21 protein-coding genes and 2 tRNA genes are annotated in these 21,009 nt (G+C 70.8%); 10 read left to right on the top strand and 13 right to left on the bottom strand.

What is annotated here, in order from left to right; genetic code table 11:
• Positions 1 to 20: 20 nt before the first annotated feature.
• The 3 genes from ABGB18_RS37955 to ABGB18_RS37945 all read right to left on the bottom strand — a co-directional run bounded on the left by ABGB18_RS37955 (position 21) and on the right by ABGB18_RS37945 (position 3,448).
• Entirely contained in the window at positions 21 to 515 is a 495-nt protein-coding gene (locus ABGB18_RS37955) for a WYL domain-containing protein (protein WP_347700504.1), read from the bottom strand.
• Between the two features lie 126 nt (positions 516 to 641).
• On the bottom strand, positions 642 to 2,480 hold the full coding sequence (gene ilvD, locus ABGB18_RS37950; protein ID WP_347700503.1) for a dihydroxy-acid dehydratase: 1,839 nt from the start codon (positions 2,478 to 2,480) through the stop codon (positions 642 to 644).
• Positions 2,481 to 2,632: 152 nt separating this feature from the next.
• Positions 2,633 to 3,448 carry a thioesterase family protein gene (locus ABGB18_RS37945; RefSeq protein WP_347700502.1) on the bottom strand — a complete coding sequence of 272 codons (816 nt, stop codon included), beginning with the start codon at positions 3,446 to 3,448 and terminating at the stop codon, positions 2,633 to 2,635.
• A 66-nt stretch (positions 3,449 to 3,514) separates the two neighbouring features.
• Between ABGB18_RS37945 and ABGB18_RS37940 the strand changes: the two genes are divergently transcribed.
• The gene (locus ABGB18_RS37940; protein WP_347700501.1) at positions 3,515 to 4,198 is read left to right on the top strand and encodes a TetR/AcrR family transcriptional regulator; all 684 of its coding nucleotides are present in this window, start codon (positions 3,515 to 3,517) and stop codon (positions 4,196 to 4,198) included.
• Positions 4,199 to 4,327: 129 nt separating this feature from the next.
• On the opposite strand, the gene ABGB18_RS37935 is transcribed toward ABGB18_RS37940, so the two are convergent.
• Positions 4,328 to 5,155: a nuclease-related domain-containing protein gene (locus ABGB18_RS37935; protein ID WP_347700500.1), complete on the bottom strand. Its 828-nt coding sequence runs from the start codon at positions 5,153 to 5,155 to the stop codon at positions 4,328 to 4,330.
• A 202-nt stretch (positions 5,156 to 5,357) separates the two neighbouring features.
• Here ABGB18_RS37935 and ABGB18_RS37930 point away from each other — a divergent pair, with 202 nt between their 5' ends.
• Positions 5,358 to 5,648 (top strand): hypothetical protein, encoded by a 291-nt coding sequence (locus ABGB18_RS37930; protein ID WP_347700499.1) that lies wholly within the window; start codon positions 5,358 to 5,360, stop codon positions 5,646 to 5,648.
• A gap of 7 nt (positions 5,649 to 5,655) precedes the next feature.
• Positions 5,656 to 6,018 (top strand): DUF5130 family protein, encoded by a 363-nt coding sequence (locus tag ABGB18_RS37925; RefSeq protein WP_347700498.1) that lies wholly within the window; start codon positions 5,656 to 5,658, stop codon positions 6,016 to 6,018.
• A gap of 22 nt (positions 6,019 to 6,040) precedes the next feature.
• On the opposite strand, the gene ABGB18_RS37920 is transcribed toward ABGB18_RS37925, so the two are convergent.
• The 3 genes from ABGB18_RS37920 to pepN all read right to left on the bottom strand — a co-directional run bounded on the left by ABGB18_RS37920 (position 6,041) and on the right by pepN (position 11,005).
• Entirely contained in the window at positions 6,041 to 6,991 is a 951-nt protein-coding gene (locus ABGB18_RS37920; RefSeq protein ID WP_347700497.1) for a hypothetical protein, read from the bottom strand.
• An 81-nt stretch (positions 6,992 to 7,072) separates the two neighbouring features.
• Positions 7,073 to 8,371, bottom strand: coding sequence for a protein kinase (locus tag ABGB18_RS37915; RefSeq protein WP_347700496.1), 1,299 nt, complete (start codon positions 8,369 to 8,371; stop codon positions 7,073 to 7,075).
• A 93-nt stretch (positions 8,372 to 8,464) separates the two neighbouring features.
• A complete protein-coding gene (gene pepN / locus ABGB18_RS37910; RefSeq protein ID WP_347700495.1) occupies positions 8,465 to 11,005 on the bottom strand; it encodes an aminopeptidase N in 2,541 nt (846 codons plus the stop codon).
• 88 nt (positions 11,006 to 11,093) lie between these two features.
• Between pepN and ABGB18_RS37905 the strand changes: the two genes are divergently transcribed.
• Entirely contained in the window at positions 11,094 to 11,714 is a 621-nt protein-coding gene (locus tag ABGB18_RS37905; RefSeq protein ID WP_347700494.1) for a DsbA family protein, read from the top strand.
• A 142-nt stretch (positions 11,715 to 11,856) separates the two neighbouring features.
• Positions 11,857 to 13,260 (top strand): aldehyde dehydrogenase family protein, encoded by a 1,404-nt coding sequence (locus ABGB18_RS37900; RefSeq protein ID WP_347700493.1) that lies wholly within the window; start codon positions 11,857 to 11,859, stop codon positions 13,258 to 13,260.
• 8 nt (positions 13,261 to 13,268) lie between these two features.
• Here the strand turns inward: ABGB18_RS37900 and ABGB18_RS37895 are convergent, their stop codons facing one another.
• Positions 13,269 to 14,000, bottom strand: coding sequence for an SDR family oxidoreductase (locus ABGB18_RS37895; RefSeq protein ID WP_347700492.1), 732 nt, complete (start codon positions 13,998 to 14,000; stop codon positions 13,269 to 13,271).
• A gap of 9 nt (positions 14,001 to 14,009) precedes the next feature.
• Positions 14,010 to 14,495, bottom strand: a complete 486-nt coding sequence (gene def / locus ABGB18_RS37890) for a peptide deformylase (protein ID WP_347700491.1) — start codon at positions 14,493 to 14,495, stop codon at positions 14,010 to 14,012.
• Between the two features lie 90 nt (positions 14,496 to 14,585).
• Between def and ABGB18_RS37885 the strand changes: the two genes are divergently transcribed.
• On the top strand, positions 14,586 to 15,053 hold the full coding sequence (locus ABGB18_RS37885) for a ribose-5-phosphate isomerase (RefSeq protein ID WP_347700490.1): 468 nt from the start codon (positions 14,586 to 14,588) through the stop codon (positions 15,051 to 15,053).
• Here ABGB18_RS37885 and ABGB18_RS37880 read toward each other — a convergent pair.
• Together ABGB18_RS37880 and ABGB18_RS37875 are read right to left on the bottom strand one after the other, a co-directional pair.
• The gene (locus tag ABGB18_RS37880) at positions 15,050 to 15,196 is read right to left on the bottom strand and encodes a hypothetical protein (protein WP_347700489.1); all 147 of its coding nucleotides are present in this window, start codon (positions 15,194 to 15,196) and stop codon (positions 15,050 to 15,052) included. The genes ABGB18_RS37885 and ABGB18_RS37880 overlap by 4 nt on opposite strands.
• A 77-nt stretch (positions 15,197 to 15,273) precedes the next feature.
• Positions 15,274 to 16,503, bottom strand: coding sequence for a GNAT family N-acetyltransferase (locus ABGB18_RS37875; protein ID WP_347700488.1), 1,230 nt, complete (start codon positions 16,501 to 16,503; stop codon positions 15,274 to 15,276).
• 118 nt (positions 16,504 to 16,621) lie between these two features.
• Here ABGB18_RS37875 and ABGB18_RS37870 point away from each other — a divergent pair, with 118 nt between their 5' ends.
• Positions 16,622 to 17,737: a PP2C family protein-serine/threonine phosphatase gene (locus ABGB18_RS37870; protein WP_347700487.1), complete on the top strand. Its 1,116-nt coding sequence runs from the start codon at positions 16,622 to 16,624 to the stop codon at positions 17,735 to 17,737.
• Positions 17,738 to 17,877: 140 nt separating this feature from the next.
• On the opposite strand, the gene ABGB18_RS37865 is transcribed toward ABGB18_RS37870, so the two are convergent.
• Entirely contained in the window at positions 17,878 to 18,474 is a 597-nt protein-coding gene (locus tag ABGB18_RS37865) for a response regulator transcription factor (RefSeq protein ID WP_347700486.1), read from the bottom strand.
• A gap of 156 nt (positions 18,475 to 18,630) precedes the next feature.
• Here ABGB18_RS37865 and ABGB18_RS37860 point away from each other — a divergent pair, with 156 nt between their 5' ends.
• Both ABGB18_RS37860 and ABGB18_RS37855 read left to right on the top strand, forming a co-directional pair.
• Entirely contained in the window at positions 18,631 to 19,938 is a 1,308-nt protein-coding gene (locus ABGB18_RS37860; protein ID WP_347700485.1) for a site-2 protease family protein, read from the top strand.
• A 169-nt stretch (positions 19,939 to 20,107) separates the two neighbouring features.
• Positions 20,108 to 20,443 (top strand): hypothetical protein, encoded by a 336-nt coding sequence (locus ABGB18_RS37855; RefSeq protein ID WP_347700484.1) that lies wholly within the window; start codon positions 20,108 to 20,110, stop codon positions 20,441 to 20,443.
• A gap of 306 nt (positions 20,444 to 20,749) precedes the next feature.
• Here ABGB18_RS37855 and ABGB18_RS37850 read toward each other — a convergent pair.
• A tRNA-Pro gene (locus ABGB18_RS37850) sits at positions 20,750 to 20,826 on the bottom strand.
• A gap of 90 nt (positions 20,827 to 20,916) precedes the next feature.
• On the opposite strand from ABGB18_RS37850, the gene ABGB18_RS37845 reads away from it, so the two are divergent.
• Positions 20,917 to 20,990, top strand: a tRNA-Gly gene (locus tag ABGB18_RS37845).
• Positions 20,991 to 21,009 lie beyond the last annotated feature (19 nt).

Here is a 21,009-nt window from a genome sequence, read left to right as displayed (position 1 = left end):
TGTGGTGCGGCCCTGGGATGTCATGCGGCCCGGGCGCGCTTGCGGCGCTGGAACGGCAGGAACCGGTCGGCCAGATGCGGCCGGGCCGGGGTGAGCGTGGGCTCGACCGCGATGATCCGGTCGAACCTGAACGCCCTGATGGCCCGGCGCATCCTGCACACGCCGACCAGATACCAGTATTCGCGGTGGACGAGGCACGTCACCGGCTCGACGTCACGCGCGGTGATGGTGCCGGCGGCGTCCCGGTAGTGCAGGCGGATCATCAGTCGGCTGGTGATGGCGTCGGCCATGAGCCTGGCCCGGGAGGCGACCTCCACGGGCAGCGGCTCGGTGAGGGTGGCGAGCGTGCTGGCGATGACGTCGTCGTCGAGCTCCAGGTGCTCGAGTGCGTGCTGCAGGCCACGCCTGGCGGTGACGGCCTGCGGGCCCGCTCCGAGGTGGGCGAGGGAGAGGGCGAGGGCGGCGATCTCGGCGGTCGTCAGCGGGCGAGTATCGTGCTTCACGACTGTCGTCATACCCCAAGAATAGAGACCACGACCGACAATTTTCGAAAATCTGTACGGAGGTAACAGCCAACGACCCTCGCGGTCAGCGGGGAATCCGCACCCACGAGGGCCGCCTTCGACGGATGGGACCGGGGGTCAGCGCGAGAGCTGCGACAGGTCGCGCGAGGCGCCGGTGGAGGCCGACGTGGTCATCGCCGCGTACGCCTGCAGCGCCACGCTCACCGGCCGGTTGCGGTCGCGCGGCCGGTAGCCGCCCAGGTCGGCCAGCAGCTGCTCGCGCCGCGCCGCCAGCTCGGCCTCCGGCACCCGCAGGTCCAGCGTCCGGTTGGGGATGTCGATGTCGATGAGGTCGCCGTCCTCGACCAGCGCGATGGCGCCGCCCTCCGCGGCCTCGGGCGAGGCGTGCCCGATCGACAGCCCGGAGGTGCCGCCGGAGAAGCGGCCGTCGGTGACCAGCGCGCACGCCTTGCCGAGCCCCTTGCCCTTCAGGAACGACGTCGGGTAGAGCATCTCCTGCATGCCTGGACCGCCCTTGGGGCCCTCGTAGCGGATGACCACCACGTCGCCCTCCTTGACGCGCCCGCCGAGGATGCCCTCGACCGCCTGCTCCTGCGACTCGAACACCACCGCGGGCCCGCTGAACTTCCAGATCGACTCGTCCACCCCGGCCGTCTTCACCACCGCGCCGTCGCGGGAGATGTTGCCGTACAGGACCGCCAGGCCGCCGTCGGCGGTGTAGGCGTGCTCCAGGTCCCTGATGCATCCGGCCGTGCGATCGAGGTCGAGGTCGTCCCACCGGTTGTCCTGCGAGTACGCCTTGACCGTGCGCACGTTGCCGGGGGCCGCGTGCCACAGCTCCACGGCCTCGGGCAGCACGGCCGGCGAGCGCACGTCCCAGGAGGCCAGCAGGTCGCCGAGGGTGCCGCCGTTGACGGTGGGCACGTCGCGGTGCAGCAGACCGCCCCGGTCGAGCTCGCCCAGGATGGCCGGGATGCCGCCGGCGCGGTGGACGTCCTCGACGTGGTACTTGTTCGTCGCGGGGGCGACCTTGCACACGCACGGCACCCGCAGCGAGATCTCGTTGATCTCCTTGAGCCCGAAGTCGACCTGGGCCTCGCGGGCCGCGGCCAGGATGTGCAGGATCGTGTTGGTCGAGCCGCCCATCGCCACGTCGAGCGTCATCGCGTTCTCGAAGGCGTCGCGGGTGGCGATCGAGCGCGGCAGCACCGACTCGTCGCCCTCCTCGTAGTAGCGCCGGGTGATCTCCACGAGCTGCCGGCCCGCGTCCTCGAACAGCTTCTTGCGCGCCTTGTGCGTGGCCAGGATCGTGCCGTTGCCCGGCAGCGCCAGGCCGATGGCCTCGGCCAGGCAGTTCATCGAGTTGGCGGTGAACATGCCCGAGCAGGAGCCGCAGGTCGGGCAGGCGCTCTCTTCCATCTCCAGCAGGTCGGCGTCGGAGACGGAGTCGTCGGCGGAGGCGATCATCGGGTCGATCAGGTCGAGCTTCCTGCCGGGCGTCTTGCCGGCCTCCATGGGCCCGCCGGAGACGAAGATCGTCGGAATGTTCAGCCTGAAGGCGGCCAGCAGCATGCCCGGGGTGATCTTGTCGCAGTTGGACACGCAGATCAGCGCGTCCGCGCAGTGGGCGTTGACCATGTATTCCACGGCGTCGGCGATCAGCTCGCGGGACGGCAGCGAGTAGAGCATGCCGCCGTGCCCCATCGCGATGCCGTCGTCGACCGCGATGGTGTTGAACTCGCGGGGGATGGCCCCCGCCTCCCTGATCGCCGCCGACACCACGTCGCCGACCTCGCGCAGATGCACGTGGCCCGGCACGAACTGGGTGAAGCTGTTGGCCACGGCGATGATGGGTTTGCCGAAGTCGCTCCCGGCTACGCCGGTCGCCCGGAGCAGGGCCCGGGCACCGGCCATGTTCCTGCCGTGGGTGACTGTACGTGACCTGAGGGCGGGCATTGGCGCATCTCCCATCGTGAGCGAGTCTTCACATGCTACGACCATCGCCCGGTGGATGAGACGCCTGTCCACACATTGGACGGCTGGTTACCGGATCGTGCCGGAACCGACCTCGGCGATCCTACTGCGGGACGGGCAGCCGGATGGCGGCCTCACCGCGGGACCGGCAGCCGGATGGCGGCGAGCTGGGTCGCCTGCGCCACCAGGCGGCCCTTGTCGTCCCACACGTGCGCCACCTCGTCCATCCGGTCGCCGCCGACGTCGGTGGCCGTCAGCCGCACCCTGATCGGGCCGGGCGCCGGCAACCTGCGGACGAACCCCGTGAGCTGGATCGTCGGCGCCCAGCCCGGCACGCCCAGCTCCAGCGACACCGGCGGCACCGGGTCGAGCGCGACCAGCAGGCTCAGCGGGTCCCAGTCGGAGCCGTCGGCCAGCCGCTGCCAGCTCGTGATGACGCCGCGTCCGGCGGGCGTGCCGAAGGCGAACCCCAGGTTCTCCGGGTCGAGGCGCTCCTCGATCACGCCCATCAGCGGCACGGGCATGCCCGCGCCCGGGGCGTCGACGGGGGCCAGGAAGCACTCCTCCTCGGGCGGCATCCGTACCGGGTCCGCCGCCGACCACCAGGGGTCGGCGGCGTCCAGCTGGGACAGCGTGATGTGCGCCTCGACCCGGGTCCTGCCGTCCTGCACGAGCGTGGCCCTGACCTGGGCCAGGCTCCGGCCGACCCGCAGCGTCTCCACCCGGGCCAGGGCCGCGCCCGGCTCGGGCGGCTCGACGAAGGAGCCGCTGACGGCCGTCACATGTGGATGGCCGGCGCCCGCCGCGCTTTCGCAGGCGGCCCGCCCCAGCACGGCCAGCAGGTAACCGCCGTGCAGGCGGGTCCCGACACCCCACTGGGCGTCCAGCAGGGCGCCGAACTCGCCGTTCCCCCGGGCGGTCAGCGCGGTTGCTTCCCGAAAAGTCCCCATTTTTAGCAATCCTTCCGCAGGAGCTCAGATTGACATCGTTAACCTGACGGCGTCAAGGTGAGATCCATGACCACCAGACGCGTACGCGCCCGGCGCGGAGAGGGGCCGCTGCTCCGTGAAGAGATCCTGCGTGCGGCCGAGGACCTGCTGGCCGAGTCCGGCACCGAGGACGCGCTGACGCTGCGCGCGGTCGCCCTGCGCGCCGGGGTGTCCACACCGTCGGTCTACCTGCACTTCGCCGACAAGGAGGCGCTCGTCGAGGCAGTCTGCCTGCGGGTGTGGGACGAGCTCGGCCGCCTGTTCACCGAGAACCTGGGCGGCGGCGACCCGTTCCTCGCGCTGGGCCGCTGCGCCCGCGCGTACGCCCGCTTCGCCCTCGACCACCCGGTCCAGTACCGGGTGCTGATGATGCGGCCCTCGGCCGCGCCGGGCGTGCCCCCGGCTGCCGCCGAGTGCTTCCGCCACATGGTGAACGCGGTGGCCGCCTGTGTGGAGACCCGCGTGTTCGAGGGCGACCCCGAAGAGGTGGCCCTCGGCCTCTGGTCGGCCGTGCACGGCTGCGTCTCCCTGCTGATCGCCCAGCCGGGCTTCCCGTGGCCGCGCGACAGGGAGGCGCTGATCAACCAGATCGTCCGGATGGCGGGGTTCGGCACGGCGCTGTATTCGCGGCTCCCGGCCACGATCCCGCCCAGCCGGGAACTGGCCGCCGACCTCGACGCCTTCGGCGCCCGGCTCGCCCGCGAACGCTAGCCTCCGCCCGCCCGGCGAGCACACTGAAACCCGAGCGGGCCCGGCCTCCGCCCGCCCGGCGAGCGCACGCGAAACCCGAGCGGGCCCGGCCTCCGTTGGCCCGTGCCCGCCCGGCTTCGCGTGCGGGTGCTAGTCCTCGCCGTAGCGGGCGGGCAGCACCTTGGTCGCGATGTCGAAGATGCGGTCGATCTCGGTGTCCGTCAGCGCCCGCTCCCGCTTGGTGATCCACCTGCGGGCCCGGTCGCCCTGAAAGACGTCCACGCCGCGAATGGTCATGATCTTCCATGGCACCGGCGGGCCGTAGATGGCGAGCGAGGGAACCACGGACACCTCGCGGCCGAACGCCTTGCTGATCAGCTCACCGGCCTGCGACGCCTCCCACTTCGCCTCGGTGAGGCGGGGTTTCATGTCGAAGGGGCCGTGGAAGAGCTTCTTTCCCATCTGCACACGCACGGGCAGGCGTTTGTCCCACTTCTCGGAGTCGACCGCGTAAACCCCGGTCGGGCCCACCACGAGGTGGTCGATCTGGGCTTCGCTGTTGGGGATCGCCCTGGCGTGCAGCGTGCGGTAGCCGCTGCGTTCGAGCTTGCGCAACTGCGCCTCGGTACGGCGCTCCGCCACGGACGACCGTCGCCACGCGGGCACGGACGAACTGGAGCGAGCCCGATAGACCGCCTCCAGGATCGCGGCGATGACGCCCGCTGTGATCCCCACCCGCCAGTCGCTCACAAGGAAGCCCACCACGAGGCCGACGACCACCGCCAGGATCAGGCGGTTGCGCAGGCGGCGAAACCGTGGCTGTTGCAGCAGGCTACGCACGGACGCGCGCTCGACGGGCGCGTACGTGGAGGTGGGCGCCGAAGGCTTCGCGGCGGCGGTCTGCTCGCTTTCTGGTCGGTCGCTCACCCAGATGGGTGACGCGTTGTGACCGTCTTCTCGCTGGTTGTCGGAGTCCACGTAACTCACCGTAGCTCGGAGATCGGATCGATTCCTAGTGTTGCCCTGTCCATAGTTTTATGGCCCAGCTCATCGTGTTCCACGCGGGTTTTTGGGGTATGTCTTACGTTCTCTAGAGATCCTCGGGCTCCGTGAAGATCTTAGCGCGGACACTCCCCGGACGGGTCTGGCCGGACTCGCCAACGAGGATTACGTTCATGGTGTGAACAGCGCGGCAGAGATCCTGCTCTTTCTCATCGGGGTGTCCTTGGGGCTGTTCGTACTGATCAGCCTGCTTGTCATGCTGCCGGGGCGCAGCGCGCAACGGCGGGTCGAGTCCGGCCCCGTCTGGCTGGGCGGGCCGGACAGGAGCGAGCGCGGGGTGAGCACCTCGGGCCTGGTGCTGGCCGATCGGGTGGCGCACTGGGCGGACATTCCCGAGCACGACTGGATGGCGGCCGCCGAGACGGCCGAGCCCGGCCGGCGGGTCGGCGGAGCCTCGGCGGGATGGTGAGAAGACGATGCGTGGACTGACCGCCGCCCAGGCCGACGACGTCAGGCAGGCCATGCACGCCGCCGAGCGGCGCAGCGGGCTCAGGTTCGGCGTGTTCCTCGGGGAGCCGGTGGGCGCGCGCCGCCACTTCGCCGAGCGCCTGCACGCCGCCCTGGGCGAGGAGGCCGGGGACGCCGTGGTCATTTTCGTGGACGTCACGGGCCGGGCCCTGGAGATCGTCACGGGAGACCAGGCCAGGAGGCGGCTGCCGGACAGCGCGTGCCGCCTGACGGCGATGTCGATGGCGACGGCGTTCAGCGTGGGCGACCTGATCGGGGGGCTGCTGTACGGCATCGCCGCCCTCGCCGAGCAGGCCACCGCCCGCCGCTGAGCCCGCCGGGCGGAGGCCCGGGTCAGTGGCGGCCGAGCAGCGTGACGATGTGTTCGCTGACCCCGGCCAGCAGCGTCGCCGGCTCGATCGGGGCGGCGGCGACCGCGGAGAACAGCGTCGGCAGGCCCTCCAGCGGGAACCCGTCGTCCTTCAGCGCCGACGCGCCCGCCGGGTTCTTGTCCAGGCCCGCCCGGCTCCGCTCCCACGCGTCCAGCACCTCCTCCGGCGACGGCACCCCGAACCCGTGCCCCACCGGGGCCGCGTGGCGCAGCCGCACGAGGGGGGTCTCGGCGAAGGCCAGCGCCGTGCGGGCGCGCAACTGCAGGTCGGCGCGTGACTCTGGATCGATCCAGTCCATCGCCGTGCACGGGTTGCGGCAGGTGGCGGCGCAGACCCCGAGCGCGCCGGCCAGTTGGCTGTGCTGCCGGTCGAAGTACGCCCGCCAGCCCTCCGCCGGCTCCACGGACACGCGCAAGGTCCGGTTGGTGGCGGACTGCTCGGACTTGGTGTGGTCACACTCGCGATCGCCGATCACGCCGAACCGGCTCCCGGTCGCGCTCAGCCCCTCGGGCCAGCGGGCGGGGTCGCCGGCGTGCCCCAACTGCGGTTCGAAGGCCAGCAGGGGCAGGTATTCGCTGGCGATGTGCACCGCCGCGATCATCGGGCTCAGCTCACGCCGGTGCCACCGTACGGCGATCACCTCCAGCAGCAGCCCGTACGCGGGCCGCAGCGACTCGAGCGCCCCCCGCGGCTGCTCGCGCGGTGTCTGCGGCATGTGGCAGGCCCGAGCGCGCCGGCGCAGGTCGGCGGGCACGCCCTTCGCCTCGGCGGCGAAGTCCTCGGCGTCGAGGGAGAGCAGTCGCTGCCCGAACTCGCACACTTCGGCGATCTCCTCCGACGGCGCGAACGCACCGAGGTCGGCGAACGCGTAACGGCGGGCAAGGGCGATGAGCAGGTCTCGAGTCGTGTCCACGCGATGAACTTTCTCATGACCGGCGCGCGATTGCGGACAAAGATCGCGCTTCGGGCGGGCGAGGGGCGGGCCCGCCTCACCTCACTGGCACGGGGCCCGGATGCACTGGATGTCGCGGGTGGGCTTGCCGATCGGGGGCACGACCGTGGGCTCCTCGGAGCCCGGCGGGGTCGGCTCGACGGTGGGCGGCGCCGGCTCCGAGGTGGTCGGCTCGGCGGTCGGCGTCCTGGTCGGGGCGGCGGTGGGGGTGACGGACGTCGAGGTGGGGCTCGGCACGTGCGTGACCCTCGTCGGCTCGGGGGCGCCGGTGGTGGCCGTGGCGGCGGGAACGGACTGCCTGGGGGGAGGCGTGGCCAGGTTTCTGGCGGGCGCCGTCGTCATGGAGGCCCTGACCGTCGGCGGGGCGGCCGTCGGCGTCGCCTCGCTCGTGCTGGTCGTGGGCTGGGCCGGGCGCAACCACACCGAGCCCGCCACGGCCGCCGACACCAGCACGGCGGCGGCGATGGTGAGCACCGCCCGCAGGGTGCGGCGCCGGTGCGGGACGGGCGGCGTGCCGGGCGCGGTCAGCGCCTTCCGAGCGGCATCGGTCATGTGCGCCATCGTGGCCCAGCGCCCGTCGGGCGTCTTCTCCAGCGCTCGCGAGACCACCTGCCGCGGCCCGGGGGGCACGTCGTCCGGCAGGCGCGGGACGGGGGCGTTGAGGTGCTTGAAGATGATCTGTACGGGCGTGTCGCCCTGGTACGGCAACTGCCCCGTCAGGGCCTCGTAGGCCACCACGCCCAGCGCGTAGACGTCGACCGCGGGTGTCACCTCGCTGGAGGTGGCCATCTCGGGCGCGCAGTAGCCGGCCGAGCAGAGCATCGTGCCCGTGGCCGTCAGATGGCCGGCGGAGGCGGAGTGGGCGATGCCGAAGTCGGTCAGCGCCACGCCCCCGTCCGGCCTGATCATGAGGTTGGCCGGCTTGACGTCGCGGTGGACGATGCCCTGCGCGTGGGCCGCGGCCAGCGCGTCGCCGACCTCCGCGACCAGGCGCATGGTGGCCGCGGCGCCGAGCGGGCCGCGCCGCAGGACGCGGTCGAGCGACTCGCCGGGCACGTATTCCATGACCAGGAAGCTCACCTGGCGGCCCGCGACGTCGCACACGCCGTAGTCGTAGACGTCGACCACACCGGGATGCCGCAGAGTGGCCATGGCCCGGGCTTCGTTCTGGAAGCGCTGGACGAAGGTCGGGTTTTCGTTGAGCGCGGGCATGAGCACCTTGACCGCGACCGCGCGCCCGAGGACCGTGTCGTCGGCACGCCACACCTCGCCCATGCCGCCACCGCCGAGGCGGTCGGACAGCACGTAGCGATCACTGAGGACGGTCCCCGCGCCTAGCACGCCTTGAGGCTAACATCGCACCCCGCCTGCCAGGGCCAACTCCCCTAATCAGCGAAGGCCCCCACCGGAGCGGGGACCTTCGCGCGGAGGCGGTCAGGCGGGCATGGCGTCCCGCTCCCGGTTGCGCAACGCCCGGCTGACGCCGTCGGCGCCCTCCAGGATGAGCCGGCGCAGCGCGTGCGGCGGCTGCTCGGCGGCCAGGTAGTCCTGTGCCGCGCTCACGGTCCCCGGCTCGATGAGCAGCGCCGGGAAGCAGCCCATCGCGAAGGTCCCCGCCTGGTCGAACGTCCACTTCCGGTAGATCGGCCCCACCTCGGTGAAGTATTTCTCCCGGAACGGCGCCATCAGGTCGGGGTGGTGCGGGTCCTGGAACCCCTGGATCGTCGCCCGCGCGATGTGGTTGGCCAGCTCGCCCCCCACGATCCGCTCCCAGGCCGCGGCCTTGGCCTCGGCCGTCGGGATCGAGGCCCGGCACAGCGCCGCCGACCGCTCGCCCGCCGCCGTCGGGTCACGCCGCAGCTCGGCCTCGATGTCGGACTCGCCGAGCCGGCCCCCGGACACCAGCGCGTGGACCAGGGTCCAGCGCAGGTCGGTGTCCACGGCCAGCCCCTCGGGCACGGCCGAGCCGTCCAGGATGGCCGCCAGCAGCCCCAGGTCCTCCGCGGAGGTGGCCGCCGCCGAGAGCGCCTGCAGGAAGGCGAGCTGGTGGTCGGAGCCGGGCTCGGCCGCGGCGAGCAGCGCGCGCAGGCGCTCCGACAGCAGGGCCAGGCCCTCGGACCGCCAGGCCGGGTCGGCGTACTGCTGCACGGCCTGGCGCGCCTGCCGCAGCACCGCCTGCAGGACCGTGATGTCGGTGACCGTGCCCGCGCCGGAGGTGACCAGCTTGACGTAGTCGCGCGTGGACATCTCGCCGTCGCGGGTCATGTCCCAGGCCGCCGACCAGCACAGGGCGCGCGGCAGGGACTCGGTGAAGGCGGCGATGCCGCCGTTGACCAGGGTTCGCAGGGAGTCCTCGTCGAGGCGGATCTTGGCGTAGGTCAGGTCGTCGTCGTTGAGCAGCACCAGGTCCGGCTGCTCCTCACCGACGAGTTGGGGCACGCTGGTCCGGGCGCCGACCACGTCCAGCTCCACCCGCCTGGTCCGGGTCAGCACCCCGTCGGCCAGGGAGTACAGGCCGATGGCGACCCGGTGGGAGCGCAGTGTCGGGTGCTCGGCCGGGGCCTCCTGCAGCACCTCGAAACCGGTGAAGCGGCCGCCGGCCACCTCGAAGGAGGGCCGCAGCGTGTTGACCCACGAGGTCTCCAGCCACTCCTTCGACCAGGCCGACAGGTCGCGTCCCGAGGTCCGCTCCAGGGCGTCGAGCAGGTCCTTCAGCTCGGTGTTGCCCCAGGCGTGCTCGGCGAAGTAGTCGCGTACGCCGGCCAGGAAGTTGTCCAGGCCGACGTAGGCGACGAGCTGCTTGAGCACCGAGGCGCCCTTGGCGTAGGTGATGCCGTCGAAGTTGACCTCGACCGCCTGCATGTCCGGGATGTCGGCGGAGATGGGGTGGGTGGAGGGGAGCTGGTCCTGGCGGTAGGCCCAGGCCTTCTCCACGTTGGCGAACGTGGTCCACGCGCCCTTGCCCCACCGGGTGGCCTCGGCCTGGGCGAGCACGGACATGTAGGTGGCGAACGACTCGTTCAGCCACAGGTCGTCCCACCAGCGCATGGTGACCAGGTCGCCGAACCACATGTGCGCCATCTCGTGCAGGATCGTCTCGGCGCGCCGCTCGACCACCGCGTCGGTGACCCGGGAGCGGAAGACGTAGTCCTCCAGGAAGGTCACGCAGCCCGCGTTCTCCATGGCGCCGGCGTTGAACTCGGGCACGAAGAGCTGGTCGTACTTGCCGAAGGGGTAGCGCACGCCGAACACGCGGTGGAAGAAGTCGAAGCCCTGCCGGGTGACCTCGAGGATGTTGTCGGCGTCGAGGTGCTCGGCCAGCGAGGCCCGGCAGTAGACGCCGAGCGGGATGCCGTCGTGCTCCGAGGTCACCTTGTGGAAGGGCCCGGCCACCAGCGCGGTGATGTAGGTGGACATGACCGGAGTGGTGGGGAACGCCCAGCGCCTGGCGTCGTCGTGCCCGGCCGCCGTCACCTCGGCGACGGCGGCGTTGGAGACGACCTCCCAGTCGCCCGGCGCTACCACGGTGAACGTGAAGGTGGCCTTGAGGTCGGGCTGGTCGAAACAGGCGTACATGCGGTGCGCGTCGGCCGTCTCGAACTGCGTGTGCAGGTAGACCCGCTGGTCCACCGGGTCGACAAAGCGGTGCAGACCCTCGCCGGTGCGCATGTACGGGCAGTCGGCCGCCACCCGCAGCACGTTGGACTCGGCCAGTTCGGGGAGCGGGAAGCGCCCTTTCTCGCCGTCGTAGCCGGACACGTCGAGGTCCTGGCCGTTCAGCGTCACCTGGCGCACGTCGGCGCCGTGCAGGTCGATGAACGTCGACTCCCCCGGACGGGTGCTGCCGAAGCGGACCGTGGTCACGCTCTCGAAGCGTTCGTCTCCGGTCGTCAGGTCGAGTGCGACCTCGTACGACTCGACCTTCAACAGCTGGGCGCGCTCACGAGCCTCGTCCCGGGTCAGGTTGCCTGCCAAGTTGCGCTCCTTTACACCACTTCGTCGGGGTTGTCCGTATCCTGTCATGCCGGGAATAGGACCCGAACCACCTCAGGTTATGGCCGACGTGACTGAGAAGATTCCCGTGGACCTGTGGTTCGACCCCTCCTGTCCCTTCGCTTGGGTGACCTCGCGGTGGTTGCTCGAAGTGGAGAAGGTCCGGCCGATCGAGCCTCGCTGGCGTCAGATGTCCCTGTTCTTCCTCAACGAGGACAAGGACGTCCCGGAGGACTACCTTCAGCGCGCCGCGCGCGCGATGGGCTCCGTCCGCGTCATCGCCGCCGCCGCGGCCAAGCACGGCGAGCAGTACATCGGCGCCCTCTACACCGAGATCGGCACCCGCCTGCACAACCAGGGCATGGGCAAGGAGCCGGAGCGCCTGCAAGAGGTCATCGAGGGCGCGCTCGAAAGCGTCGGGCTCGACAAGGACCTCACCGAGGCCATGCACTCCGAGGAGTGGGACGCGGGCATCCGCGCCTCGCACGACGAGGGCATCAACCTCGTCGGCCAGGAGGTCGGCACGCCGATCATCCGCGTCGGCTCCAACGCCTTCTTCGGGCCCGTGATCACCCGCATCCCGCGTGGCGAGGAGGCGGGCACGCTCTGGGACGGCGTGCTGATGGTCACCTCGTCGGAGGACTTCTTCGAGCTGAAGCGCACGCGTACGAAGCGGCCCCAGTTCGACTGACACTTTGAGTTGACATATCCCGACTTGCCGCTCAAACCGTCGTACTCTGGCGGGAAGAAGGCTCGTGGCGGCGTAGAAGGCTCGTTCCCGGCTCAGGCCGAGCCCTCGCGCCGCCTCCTGGCACGCTGACAGGATGGTGGCTATGCGTCAGCTCTTTATCGGCGGTTCCTGGACGGCTTCGGCCTCGGACGAGCTCATCGAGGTCGTCAATCCAGCCACGGAAGAGATCATCGATCGAGTGCCCGCGGGTTCTCCCGACGATGTGGAGGCGGCCGTGGCCGCCGCCCGCAGAGCCTTCCCCGGCTGGTCGGAGACGCCCGCCGCCGAGCGGGGCAAACTGCTCGACGGCGCCGCGGCGCTGCTGAAACAGCGCGCCGAGGAGATCGCCAAGGTCATCTCGGCCGACATGGGCGCGCCGCTGGGCTTCGCGCTCAGGGTGCAGACGCTTCTCCCCGCCACCGTCCTGGCCTCCTACGCCCAGCTCGCCGAGAGTCATCCACGGGAGTCACGCGCCGGCAGCGCGCTGGTGGTCAAGGAGCCCGTCGGGGTGGTCGCCGCGATCACACCATGGAACTACCCGCTGCACCAGATCGTCTGCAAGGTCGCCCCCGCGCTGGCCGCCGGGTGCACAGTGGTGCTCAAGCCGAGCGAGGTGGCACCGCTGGCGGCGTACGCGCTGGCGGAGATCTTCGACGAGGTGGGCCTGCCGCCCGGGGTGTTCAACCTGGTCAGCGGGCGCGGCCCGGTCGTGGGCGAGGCCATGGCCGCCCACCCCGAGGTGGACATGGTCTCCTTCACCGGTTCGACGGCCGCCGGCCGCCGGGTCGCCTCGCTCGCCGCCGAGTCCGTCAAGCGGGTCGCGCTGGAGCTCGGCGGCAAGTCGGCCAACCTCATCCTCCCCGACGCCGACCTGGCCCTGGCCGTCAAGGTCGGGGTGGCCAACTGCTTCGTCAACGCCGGCCAGACCTGCTCGGCGTGGTCCCGCATGATCGTGCACCGCGACCAGTACGACGAGGCCGTCGCCATGGCCGTCGAGCTGGCCCGCGGCTACACCGTCGGCGACCCCCTCGACGAGTCGACCAAGGTCGGCCCGCTGGTGTCGGCGGCCCAGCGCGACCGCGTGGTCCGCTACATCAACAGGGGCCAGGAGGAGGGCGCCAGGCTGGTCGCGGGCGGCACGGAGCGGCCGCGGGCGCGGGGCTACTACGTGGAGCCCACGGTGTTCGCCGCGGTGGAGCCGGGGATGACGATCGAGCAGGAGGAGATCTTCGGGCCGGTCCTCTCGCTGATCCCGTACACGAGCGAGGACAAGGCCGTCCAGATCGCCAACGACACCAAATACGGCTTGGCCGGCGCGGTCTGGGCGGGAACCGAGGAACACGCGCTCGCGGTCGCCCGCAGACTCCGCACCGGCCAGGTCGCCGTCAACGGCGGCCGGTTCAACCCGATGGCGCCCTTCGGCGGCTACAAGCAGTCGGGCGTGGGCCGCGAACTGGGCGAGCCAGGGCTGGAGGAATACCTCGAGATCAAGGCCATGCTGCTGTAGCCGGCCGGTCAGAGGTACAGGCCGCCGGTGGCGCGGAGGTTGTGCCCGGTGATCCACCGTCCGTCCGGGCCCGCCAGGAGGGCGACCGCCGCGGCGATGTCGTCGGGCCGGCCCAGGCGCCCCAGCGCGGTCAGTGCCGGTATCTGGGCCAGCGCCGCCTCCGGGTTGGCTCCCCGCAGCATGTCGGTGTCGGTGGCACCGGAGGAGACGACGTTGACGGTGATCCCGCGCGCGCCCAGCTCCCGCGCCGCCACCTTGGCGAACTGCTCCATGGCCGCCTTGCTACCGCAGTAGAGGGCCAGGGCCGGCGCGGGCACCGCGGTGTTGAGCGTGGAGATGTTGATGATCCGCCCGCCGTCGCGCATGACCCGCCCGGCCCACTGCATGGTCAGGAACACGGCCCGGGTGTTCACCGCGAACGCCCGCTCGTAGTCCTCGTCGGTGATGTCGGTGATCAGCTTCTGGCCGTCGGTGGTGGCCGCGTTGTTGACGAGGATGTCCAGCCCGGGCAGCCGCGCCTCCGCCTCGGCGAACAGCCGCTCCAAGTCCTCCCTGACACCGAGGTCGGCTCGCACGGCATGCGCCCCGGTCTCCTTGGCGACCTGCCGTGCGGCCTCTTCGGCATTCTGGTAGCAGAAGACGACCTCGGCCCCGTCCTCGGTCAGTCGTTCCACGACGGCCTTCCCGATGCCCCTGGAGCCTCCGGTGACCAGTGCGCCCTTTCCCGAAAATCCGCTCATGCGCCCAACCTACGCTTTGAGCATGATCTTTCGGGCCTCGTTCTTGGGCAGCCGGTCGACATAGAGCTTGCCGTCGAGGTGCTCGCTTTCGTGCTGGAAGCAGCGCGCCAGCGAGCCGCGGGCCCTGATCTTCACCGGGCGCCGCAGCCGGTCGATCCCCTCGACGGTCACGCCCGCGGCGCGCGCGACCGGGGCGTAGATCGGCTTGCGCGTCTGGCGGTCGGGCACGGACAGGCAGCCCTCCTCGTCGATCACTTCTTCGGGGTCGTCGACGGTGAGCACCGGATTGACGACGTGGCCCTTACGCCCGCTGATGTCGTAGACGAACAGCCGCCGCGACACGCCGATCTGCGGGCCGGCGAGTCCCACGCCGTCCACCGCGTACATGGCCTGGAACATCTCGTCGATCAGCCGGCGCAGCTCGCGGTCGAAGTCCGTCACAGGCTCGGCGGGAGTGCGCAGGACGGGGTCGCCGATGACGCGGATCTCACGCATGCGTCTCTACCTTCGTAAGGAGTGGGGAACGGTGGGGGTCCTTACTCTAGCCAGCGAGCCCGAGCGGCCGCGCTGTGGAAGACTGGTCGGGTGCGTGTCTACATCGGTGCCGACCATGCCGGCTATGAGCTCAAGAACCATCTCGTGTCCTGGCTGAAGGACCACGGTCATGAGGTGACCGACTGCGGTCCCTTCGTCTACGACGCCGAGGACGACTATCCCGCGTTCGTGCTGCGCGCCGCCGAGGGCGTCGCGGGGGAGCCGGCCAGCCTGGGGGTGGTCATCGGCGGCTCAGGCAACGGTGAGCAGATCGCCGCCAACAAGGTGCGCGGCATTCGCGCGGCCCTGGCCTGGAGCGAGGAGACGGCCAGCCTGGCCCGCGAGCACAACAACGCCAACGTGGTCAGCATCGGCGCCCGCATGCACTCCACGGAGGAGGCCACCAGGTTCGTCGAGGTCTTCCTGGGCACGTCGTTCTCCGGCAGCGAGCGTCACAGCAGGCGCATCGCGCAGCTCGTGGCCTACGAGACGATCGGCCAGCTTCCGTCGCTGCCCTAACTCTTGCGCTTGGCGTCGCGCCGGGGCATCTCGTCGCGCAGAGGCCGCCGGTCGGCGGCCTCCTGCTGCTCCTTGGACGGTCTCGACACGTCGCGGGCCCGCATGGCGATGGTCGCGGTGATCTGCAGACTCTGGAGCGCCATGCCTTCGACTATACGTCAGCCCGGGCGGCGACGTCAGCCCCGGTCTGTCCGTCAGCCCGGGCAGAACATCGGCCCGGTCAGAACGTCAGCCCCGCCCACGGTTTCGGGCTCCACGACATGGCGGTGGCCAGCGCACGCACCGAGCCGGGCGAGTGCTCGCGCAGCAGACCCGCCGCCAGCGACTCCGTGAGCACGCCGTCACCCAGGTACGCCGAGCCGAGCGCGCTCATCGGCACCGTCATGTCCGGCTGCTCGTCCACCGGCTTGCACTCGGCGCCCCTCCGGTCGGCGGTGAGCCGCCAGCGGCCGGTGTTCCACGGGCACACCTCGTCCTCGACCTCGATCACCACGTCCACCGCCGCCGAGTAGGCCCGCGAGGCCAGCGCCCGATCCAGCTCGACCAGGCGTACCCACAGCTCGTCCGCCCAGTTCGCGCGCAACTGGCGCTGGTCGGCGAGCAGCGCGATCAGCGGGTCGTCCACGGGCCTGTTACGGGCCTCGACCCTGGAGATCAGGTCGCGGTCCAGCACGTTGCGCCACAGCAGGGCGTAGGCCGCCGGGTCGGCCGCCTCCAGCTCATACAGCTTGAGCTCCCCGGCGGGCACGCCGTTGGCGTCCCAGGACTGCTTGACGCGGAACATGGCGTAGCCGCGCACGCCCCCGTCGTCCTCGGCGAGCACCGTGCGCAGCGACCCGTTCCCGTTCTGGTCGAACTCCTCGTCGGCGAGCACGATGTCCCAGGTCTGCGGCTTGCGCTCGTAGCGTCCAGGGCGTTCGGTCACGACCTGGGCGAAGAGCTTCTCCAGCTCGCTCCGCACGTCGGCGGGGCGGGCCACCCTGAGCCTGAGCGACGGGTCGGCGGGGGCGTTCCTGACGAAGGCCGAGGCGTGCTTGTCGATGCGGAACGACAGCTCGGAGGAGGCCCTGCCGTATCCGTACCGGCCGTAGATGACCGCCTCGGAGGCGTAGAGGGCGGCCACGCACTCGCCGCGCTCGCGGATGTCGGAGAGCTGCCGGTGCATGAGCGCGGACAGCACGCCGCGCCGGCGGTGCGAGGGCAGGACGGCGACGCTCGTGACGCCCGCGACGGGGAGTTGCCCGCCGGGGACGGTCATGGTGAGACTCAGCACGCCGGTGACCCCGGCCATGACGTCGCCGTCGAACGCGGCGAGGGTGCGGTCGAACTCGGTCTCGGCCTTGTACCGCGCTGACTGCTGGGGGTGGGGGGTCCAGCCGAAGCCCTCTCCGAGCACCTGGCCGAAGGACTCCCACTCGGTTTCGTCAACCGGACGGATCGGATACCTCATCTGTCCACGGTAGGAGCGGGCAAAGGGGGAGGGCCACCCAATATCCGTGCTTAATGATCAAGGCGTTGGTCAAGTGGGCTGCCCAAACACGGGTCAGACCGATACAGTCAGGCGCATCATGAGTTCCCGTCCGGCGCCGCTGATCCCGCCACGGGTCCGCGCCGTCCTGGTGCGGGTGCCCTTTCTTGTAACTGCCGTCCGATTCGTCCGCAGGGGGCCGCTGGCCCGAGACCGCAATCTGCTCATCACGCTCTCCGTGCTCTCGCTCGCCATCGGGTTCCTCGCCGGTGAGGTCTCGACCGAGTGGTTCTCGCCCTCCCTGCTCATCCTGGTCACCTTGCTCGGCGGGCTCCAACTGCGGTTGAGCAGCCTGGTCAAGCTGCTGGTGGCGGTGGCCGTCGCGCTCGGCTACATCGCGATCACGCTGGGGGTGGCCCGGGTCGGGCTCGGGCTCACCGTGACGATCGGGTTCACCACCGTGCTCGCCGTGCTCATGGCCCGTACGAGGGGCAAGCTGGGCGTGCAGGGCCTGCGCGGCGACGCGATGCTGCTGGAGCTGCGCGACCGGCTCAAGAGCCAGGGCGAGCTGCCCCCGCTGCCCAAGGACTGGGGCGGCAAGGTGGTGCTCAAGCAGGCGGGCGGGTCCTCCTTCGGCGGCGACTTCCTGGTCTCCATGCGCGACGGCGACACCGTCGACATCGCCCTGGTCGACGTGTCCGGCAAGGGCGTCGACGCGGGCACCAGGGCGCTGATGCTGTCCGGCACGTTCGGCGGGCTGCTCGGCTCGGCCGACGACTTCCTGCCGGCCTGCAACACCTACCTGCACCGCCAGCGGGGCGACGAGGGCTTCGTGACGGCCGTGCACGTGCGGCTCGACCTCGCGACGGGGGACTACACGATCACCTCGGCCGGGCACCCGCCGGTGGTGAAGTTCGACTCGGGCACCGGCAACTGGCAGGTCGCCTCGGCCAAGGGCGTGGTCCTCGGCGTCGTGCCCGACCTGCACTGCGAGCCCGACAGCGGCACCCTGCGCAAGGGCGACGCGCTGCTGCTCTACACCGACGGGCTGATCGAGCAGCCGGGCCGCGACATCGACGCCGGGCTCGACCGGCTGCTCGGGGAGGCGGAGCGGCTGCTGCCCTCCGGCTTCCGCGACGGCGCCAGGGCGCTGGTCAACGCCATGGCCTCCGGCCACAACGACGACTGCGCGCTGGTGCTGATCTGGCGTCCCTGAGCGGGCGTGGTGATGTTTCACATGGGTCAGGTCGTGATGGCGGTCACTGGCAGCGGGCTCTGCCCGGCTGAGATCCTCTAGAGGTTCGGGGCCCCGGCGGAGCGGCGCGGCTCCACCGGGGTCCCGTCAGTCGTCGTGGCTCACAGCCAGCCCCAGTCGCTGGCGATGCGCACCGCGTCCAGCCTGTTGCGGGCGCCCGTCTTGCACATGATCCGCGACAGGTGATTGCGTACGGTGCCGACCGACAGGAAGAGCTGGTCGGCGATCTCCGTCGAACGCGCACCTCCCGCCGCGATCCGCAGCACGTCGAGCTCCCGCCTGGTCAGTGGGTTGGCCGCGCACTGGAGGGCGGCCGCGGCCAGCCCCGCCTCGACCGCCCGGTGCCCGGCCGCGACCTGGCGCACCCCCTCGGCGAGGTGCTCGGGCCGCACACACAGGCTCATGAACCCGAGCGCGTTGCCGGCCAGGGCCTTGCGCACCTTCCCCGGATCGGGCGCGGCCGACAGGATGAGCACCCCGCAGCCCGGCGCCTGCTCCGCGAGCTGGGCGGTGACCGCCAGCCCCGGCAGGTCGAGGTCCACCACGGCCACGTCGGGACGGCTGCGCAACGCCGCCCGCACCGCCTCCTCCGGGCACCCGGCCTCGGCGACGACGCGCAGGCCGGGCTCGTTGTCGAGAGTCGCGAGCAGTCCACGGCGCACCAAAGGCCGGTGTTCGGCGATCAGTATCTGGATCAAGACGTCCCCCTCCGTCGTCTCTCAGCGTGTTCGTTTGATCGCATACTGTCAATGCTCTCCAAAACGCAGGCAAGCGGTGGCGCGCGGCGAGTTCGACTAGTCTGGGCTTGTCGAACCTTTCGTCTGCCCCAACCGTCTGCAGTGGAGCGCGCATCGATGAACTGGCTCTATCTCGTGGGGATCATCGTCTTCCTGCTGGGACTGGTCGTCTCCATCGCGTTGCACGAGATCGGCCACCTGGTGCCCGCCAAGCTTTTCGGCGTCAGGGTGACCCAATACATGGTCGGCTTCGGCAGCACGGCCTGGTCCCGGCGCAGGGGCGACACCGAATACGGCATCAAGTGGATCCCGCTGGGCGGCTACATCCGCATGATCGGCATGCTGCCGCCGCGCCCCGGTGAGGACCCGACCAAGCTGAGGAGCACGGCCACCGGCCCGTGGCAGGGGCTCATCGAGTCCGCCAGGGACGCCGCGCAGGAAGAGGTGCGGCCGGGCGACGAGGACCGCGTCTTCTACCGCAAGAAGTGGTGGCAGAAGGTCATCATCATGTCCGGCGGCCCCGCGATGAACTTCGTGCTGGCCTTCATCTTCTTCAGCATCCTGCTCGTCGGCATCGGCCTGCCCACGGGGACGGCGCCGATCGTGTCGCCCGAGACCCAGACCTGCCTGATTCCGGCCTCGGAGAAGCGCACCGAGTGCAAGCCCACCGACAAGCTCACGCCCGCGGCGCAGGCCAAGCTCAAGGCGGGCGACCGCCTGGTCTCCTTCGAGGGCCAGAAGATCACCTCCTGGGACGACGCCACCCGGCTGATCCGCTCCCACGGCGCCGGCTCCGTCAAGCTCGGCATCGTCCGTGACGGCAAGCCCATGACGGTCGGCGTCACGCTCATCCTCCAGGACCGGCCCAACCCGCAGGACCCGAACAAGATCGACAAGAACGTCGGCTTCCTGGGCGTGCTGCCCACGCCGGTCATGGAGCGGCAGAGTCTCGGCCAGGTGGTCGGTTACATGGGCGCGCTCACCGGCCGGGTGGCGGGCTCGCTGATCAACCTTCCGGAGAAGATGGTCGGCATCTGGAACGCGGCCTTCTCCGGCCACGAACGCGACCCCGAGGGCCCGGTCGGTGTGGTCGGCGCCGGCCGCCTGGGCGGCGAGATCCTCGCCTCCGACCTGTCCAACGAGAACAAGCTCGCCATCTTCGTCAACCTGCTGGGCGGGTTCAACCTGGCGATCGGCATGTTCAACCTCATCCCGCTGCTGCCGCTGGACGGCGGGCACATCGCGGGCGGCCTGTGGGAGGGCATCAAGCGGGCCTACGCGAAGGTCATGCGGCGGCCGGAGCCGAGATACGTGGACATCGCGAAGGTGCTGCCGCTGACGTACGCGGTCGCGTTCGTCATGATCATCATGGCCGGGCTGCTCGTCTACGCCGACCTGGTCAACCCTCTCACGCTGACGGGCTGACGGGCCCGTGGAGGCCCTGGAGCGGCTGCGCCCTCTGCCTGGCCCTGGCCGGCTGGGGTCTACCTGGACGTGGCGGAGGTGGACTGGGAAGCGGCCGAGCTCGTCGCCGACGCCTACCGCCGGGTCGCCCCCAAGGCGCTCGTCGCCCGCGCTGAACTATCCTGATCGGATGGCCCACGGGAAGACGTCCTTCGTTTGCCTGCCCTGCCGTGCCTCGTACAAGCAGTCTCATCCCGGCACCGGCCCCTCCGATCGGGCCTGCCCGCGCTGCGCCGGGCCGCTGATCCACGTCGGCTCGGCCTTCGAAGCCCCGCCCCGGCGGGACACCGCGGCCTGGCGGGTGCTCTCGCTGCTGCTGCACGCGGGTGTCCGCTTCCACAAGAGCTGCTGCGGCGGCCCCGGCTACCGCCCGCGCACGCTGGGCGAAGTACGCGCGCGGATGGCGTACGCCCGCCGGACCGGCGAGCCGTTCGCCCAGGCCCTGACGCGTCACGAGCTGCCCTGAGCGAGCCGGCCGTTCGCCCAGCGCCCTGACACGCTGGTGAGCTGCCATGAGCGAGCCCTACCAGCTCCCCTGACCTCCACACCCCGCGGAAGATCCGGTCGGGAGGAGGACTCAGCCCGTATGCCCCGCTCCTTTCCGGACGCCTGCAACACCCGGTTTTACTCAGGAGGGGCCAGGTCGCCGGGTTCACAGCGTCCGCTGCCTTCGTACGGAGAAGCGCCGTAACGCCGTTCCCCGGCCGTTCACTTCTTCCAGCGGCAGCCGGCAAGCAGAAGGCCCCTTCCGCATGGGAAGGGGCCGCTGAGCTGGTCGGGGCGACAGGATTTGAACCTGCGACTTCTTGCTCCCAAAGCAAGCGCGCTACCAAGCTGCGCCACGCCCCGTATCGTCCGGTTGCGCAAGCGGCCCGCGACTCCGGTACGCTTACGCCCTGACGACCGGATGAAGTCTAGACCAGACTCCGACCGGTTCGCGCGGACGTAGCTCAATGGTAGAGCCCTAGTCTTCCAAACTAGCTACGCGGGTTCGATTCCCGTCGTCCGCTCCAGACGGTGAAAGGCCAGGTC

The organism is Nonomuraea sp. B12E4 (assembly GCF_039871825.1).
Lineage (GTDB): Bacteria > Actinomycetota > Actinomycetes > Streptosporangiales > Streptosporangiaceae > Nonomuraea.
Note: the sequence above shows the minus strand (reverse complement) of the source record. Positions and strands in the feature narration are given on the sequence as shown.

Bases quoted from the DNA above. Each gene is read 5' to 3' on its own strand.
- ABGB18_RS37955 (WP_347700504.1), bottom strand. From the start codon at position 515: ATGACGACAGTCGTGAAGCACGATACTCGCCCGCTGACGACCGCCGAG.
- ilvD (WP_347700503.1), bottom strand. From the start codon at position 2,480: ATGCCCGCCCTCAGGTCACGTACAGTCACCCACGGCAGGAACATGGCC.
- ABGB18_RS37945 (WP_347700502.1), bottom strand. From the start codon at position 3,448: ATGGGGACTTTTCGGGAAGCAACCGCGCTGACCGCCCGGGGGAACGGC.
- ABGB18_RS37940 (WP_347700501.1), top strand. From the start codon at position 3,515: ATGACCACCAGACGCGTACGCGCCCGGCGCGGAGAGGGGCCGCTGCTC.
- ABGB18_RS37925 (WP_347700498.1), top strand. From the start codon at position 5,656: ATGCGTGGACTGACCGCCGCCCAGGCCGACGACGTCAGGCAGGCCATG.
- ABGB18_RS37900 (WP_347700493.1), top strand. From the start codon at position 11,857: ATGCGTCAGCTCTTTATCGGCGGTTCCTGGACGGCTTCGGCCTCGGAC.
- ABGB18_RS37895 (WP_347700492.1), bottom strand. From the start codon at position 14,000: ATGAGCGGATTTTCGGGAAAGGGCGCACTGGTCACCGGAGGCTCCAGG.
- def (WP_347700491.1), bottom strand. From the start codon at position 14,495: ATGCGTGAGATCCGCGTCATCGGCGACCCCGTCCTGCGCACTCCCGCC.
- ABGB18_RS37880 (WP_347700489.1), bottom strand. From the start codon at position 15,196: ATGGCGCTCCAGAGTCTGCAGATCACCGCGACCATCGCCATGCGGGCC.
- ABGB18_RS37875 (WP_347700488.1), bottom strand. From the start codon at position 16,503: ATGAGGTATCCGATCCGTCCGGTTGACGAAACCGAGTGGGAGTCCTTC.
- ABGB18_RS37870 (WP_347700487.1), top strand. From the start codon at position 16,622: ATGAGTTCCCGTCCGGCGCCGCTGATCCCGCCACGGGTCCGCGCCGTC.
- ABGB18_RS37860 (WP_347700485.1), top strand. From the start codon at position 18,631: ATGAACTGGCTCTATCTCGTGGGGATCATCGTCTTCCTGCTGGGACTG.
- ABGB18_RS37855 (WP_347700484.1), top strand. From the start codon at position 20,108: ATGGCCCACGGGAAGACGTCCTTCGTTTGCCTGCCCTGCCGTGCCTCG.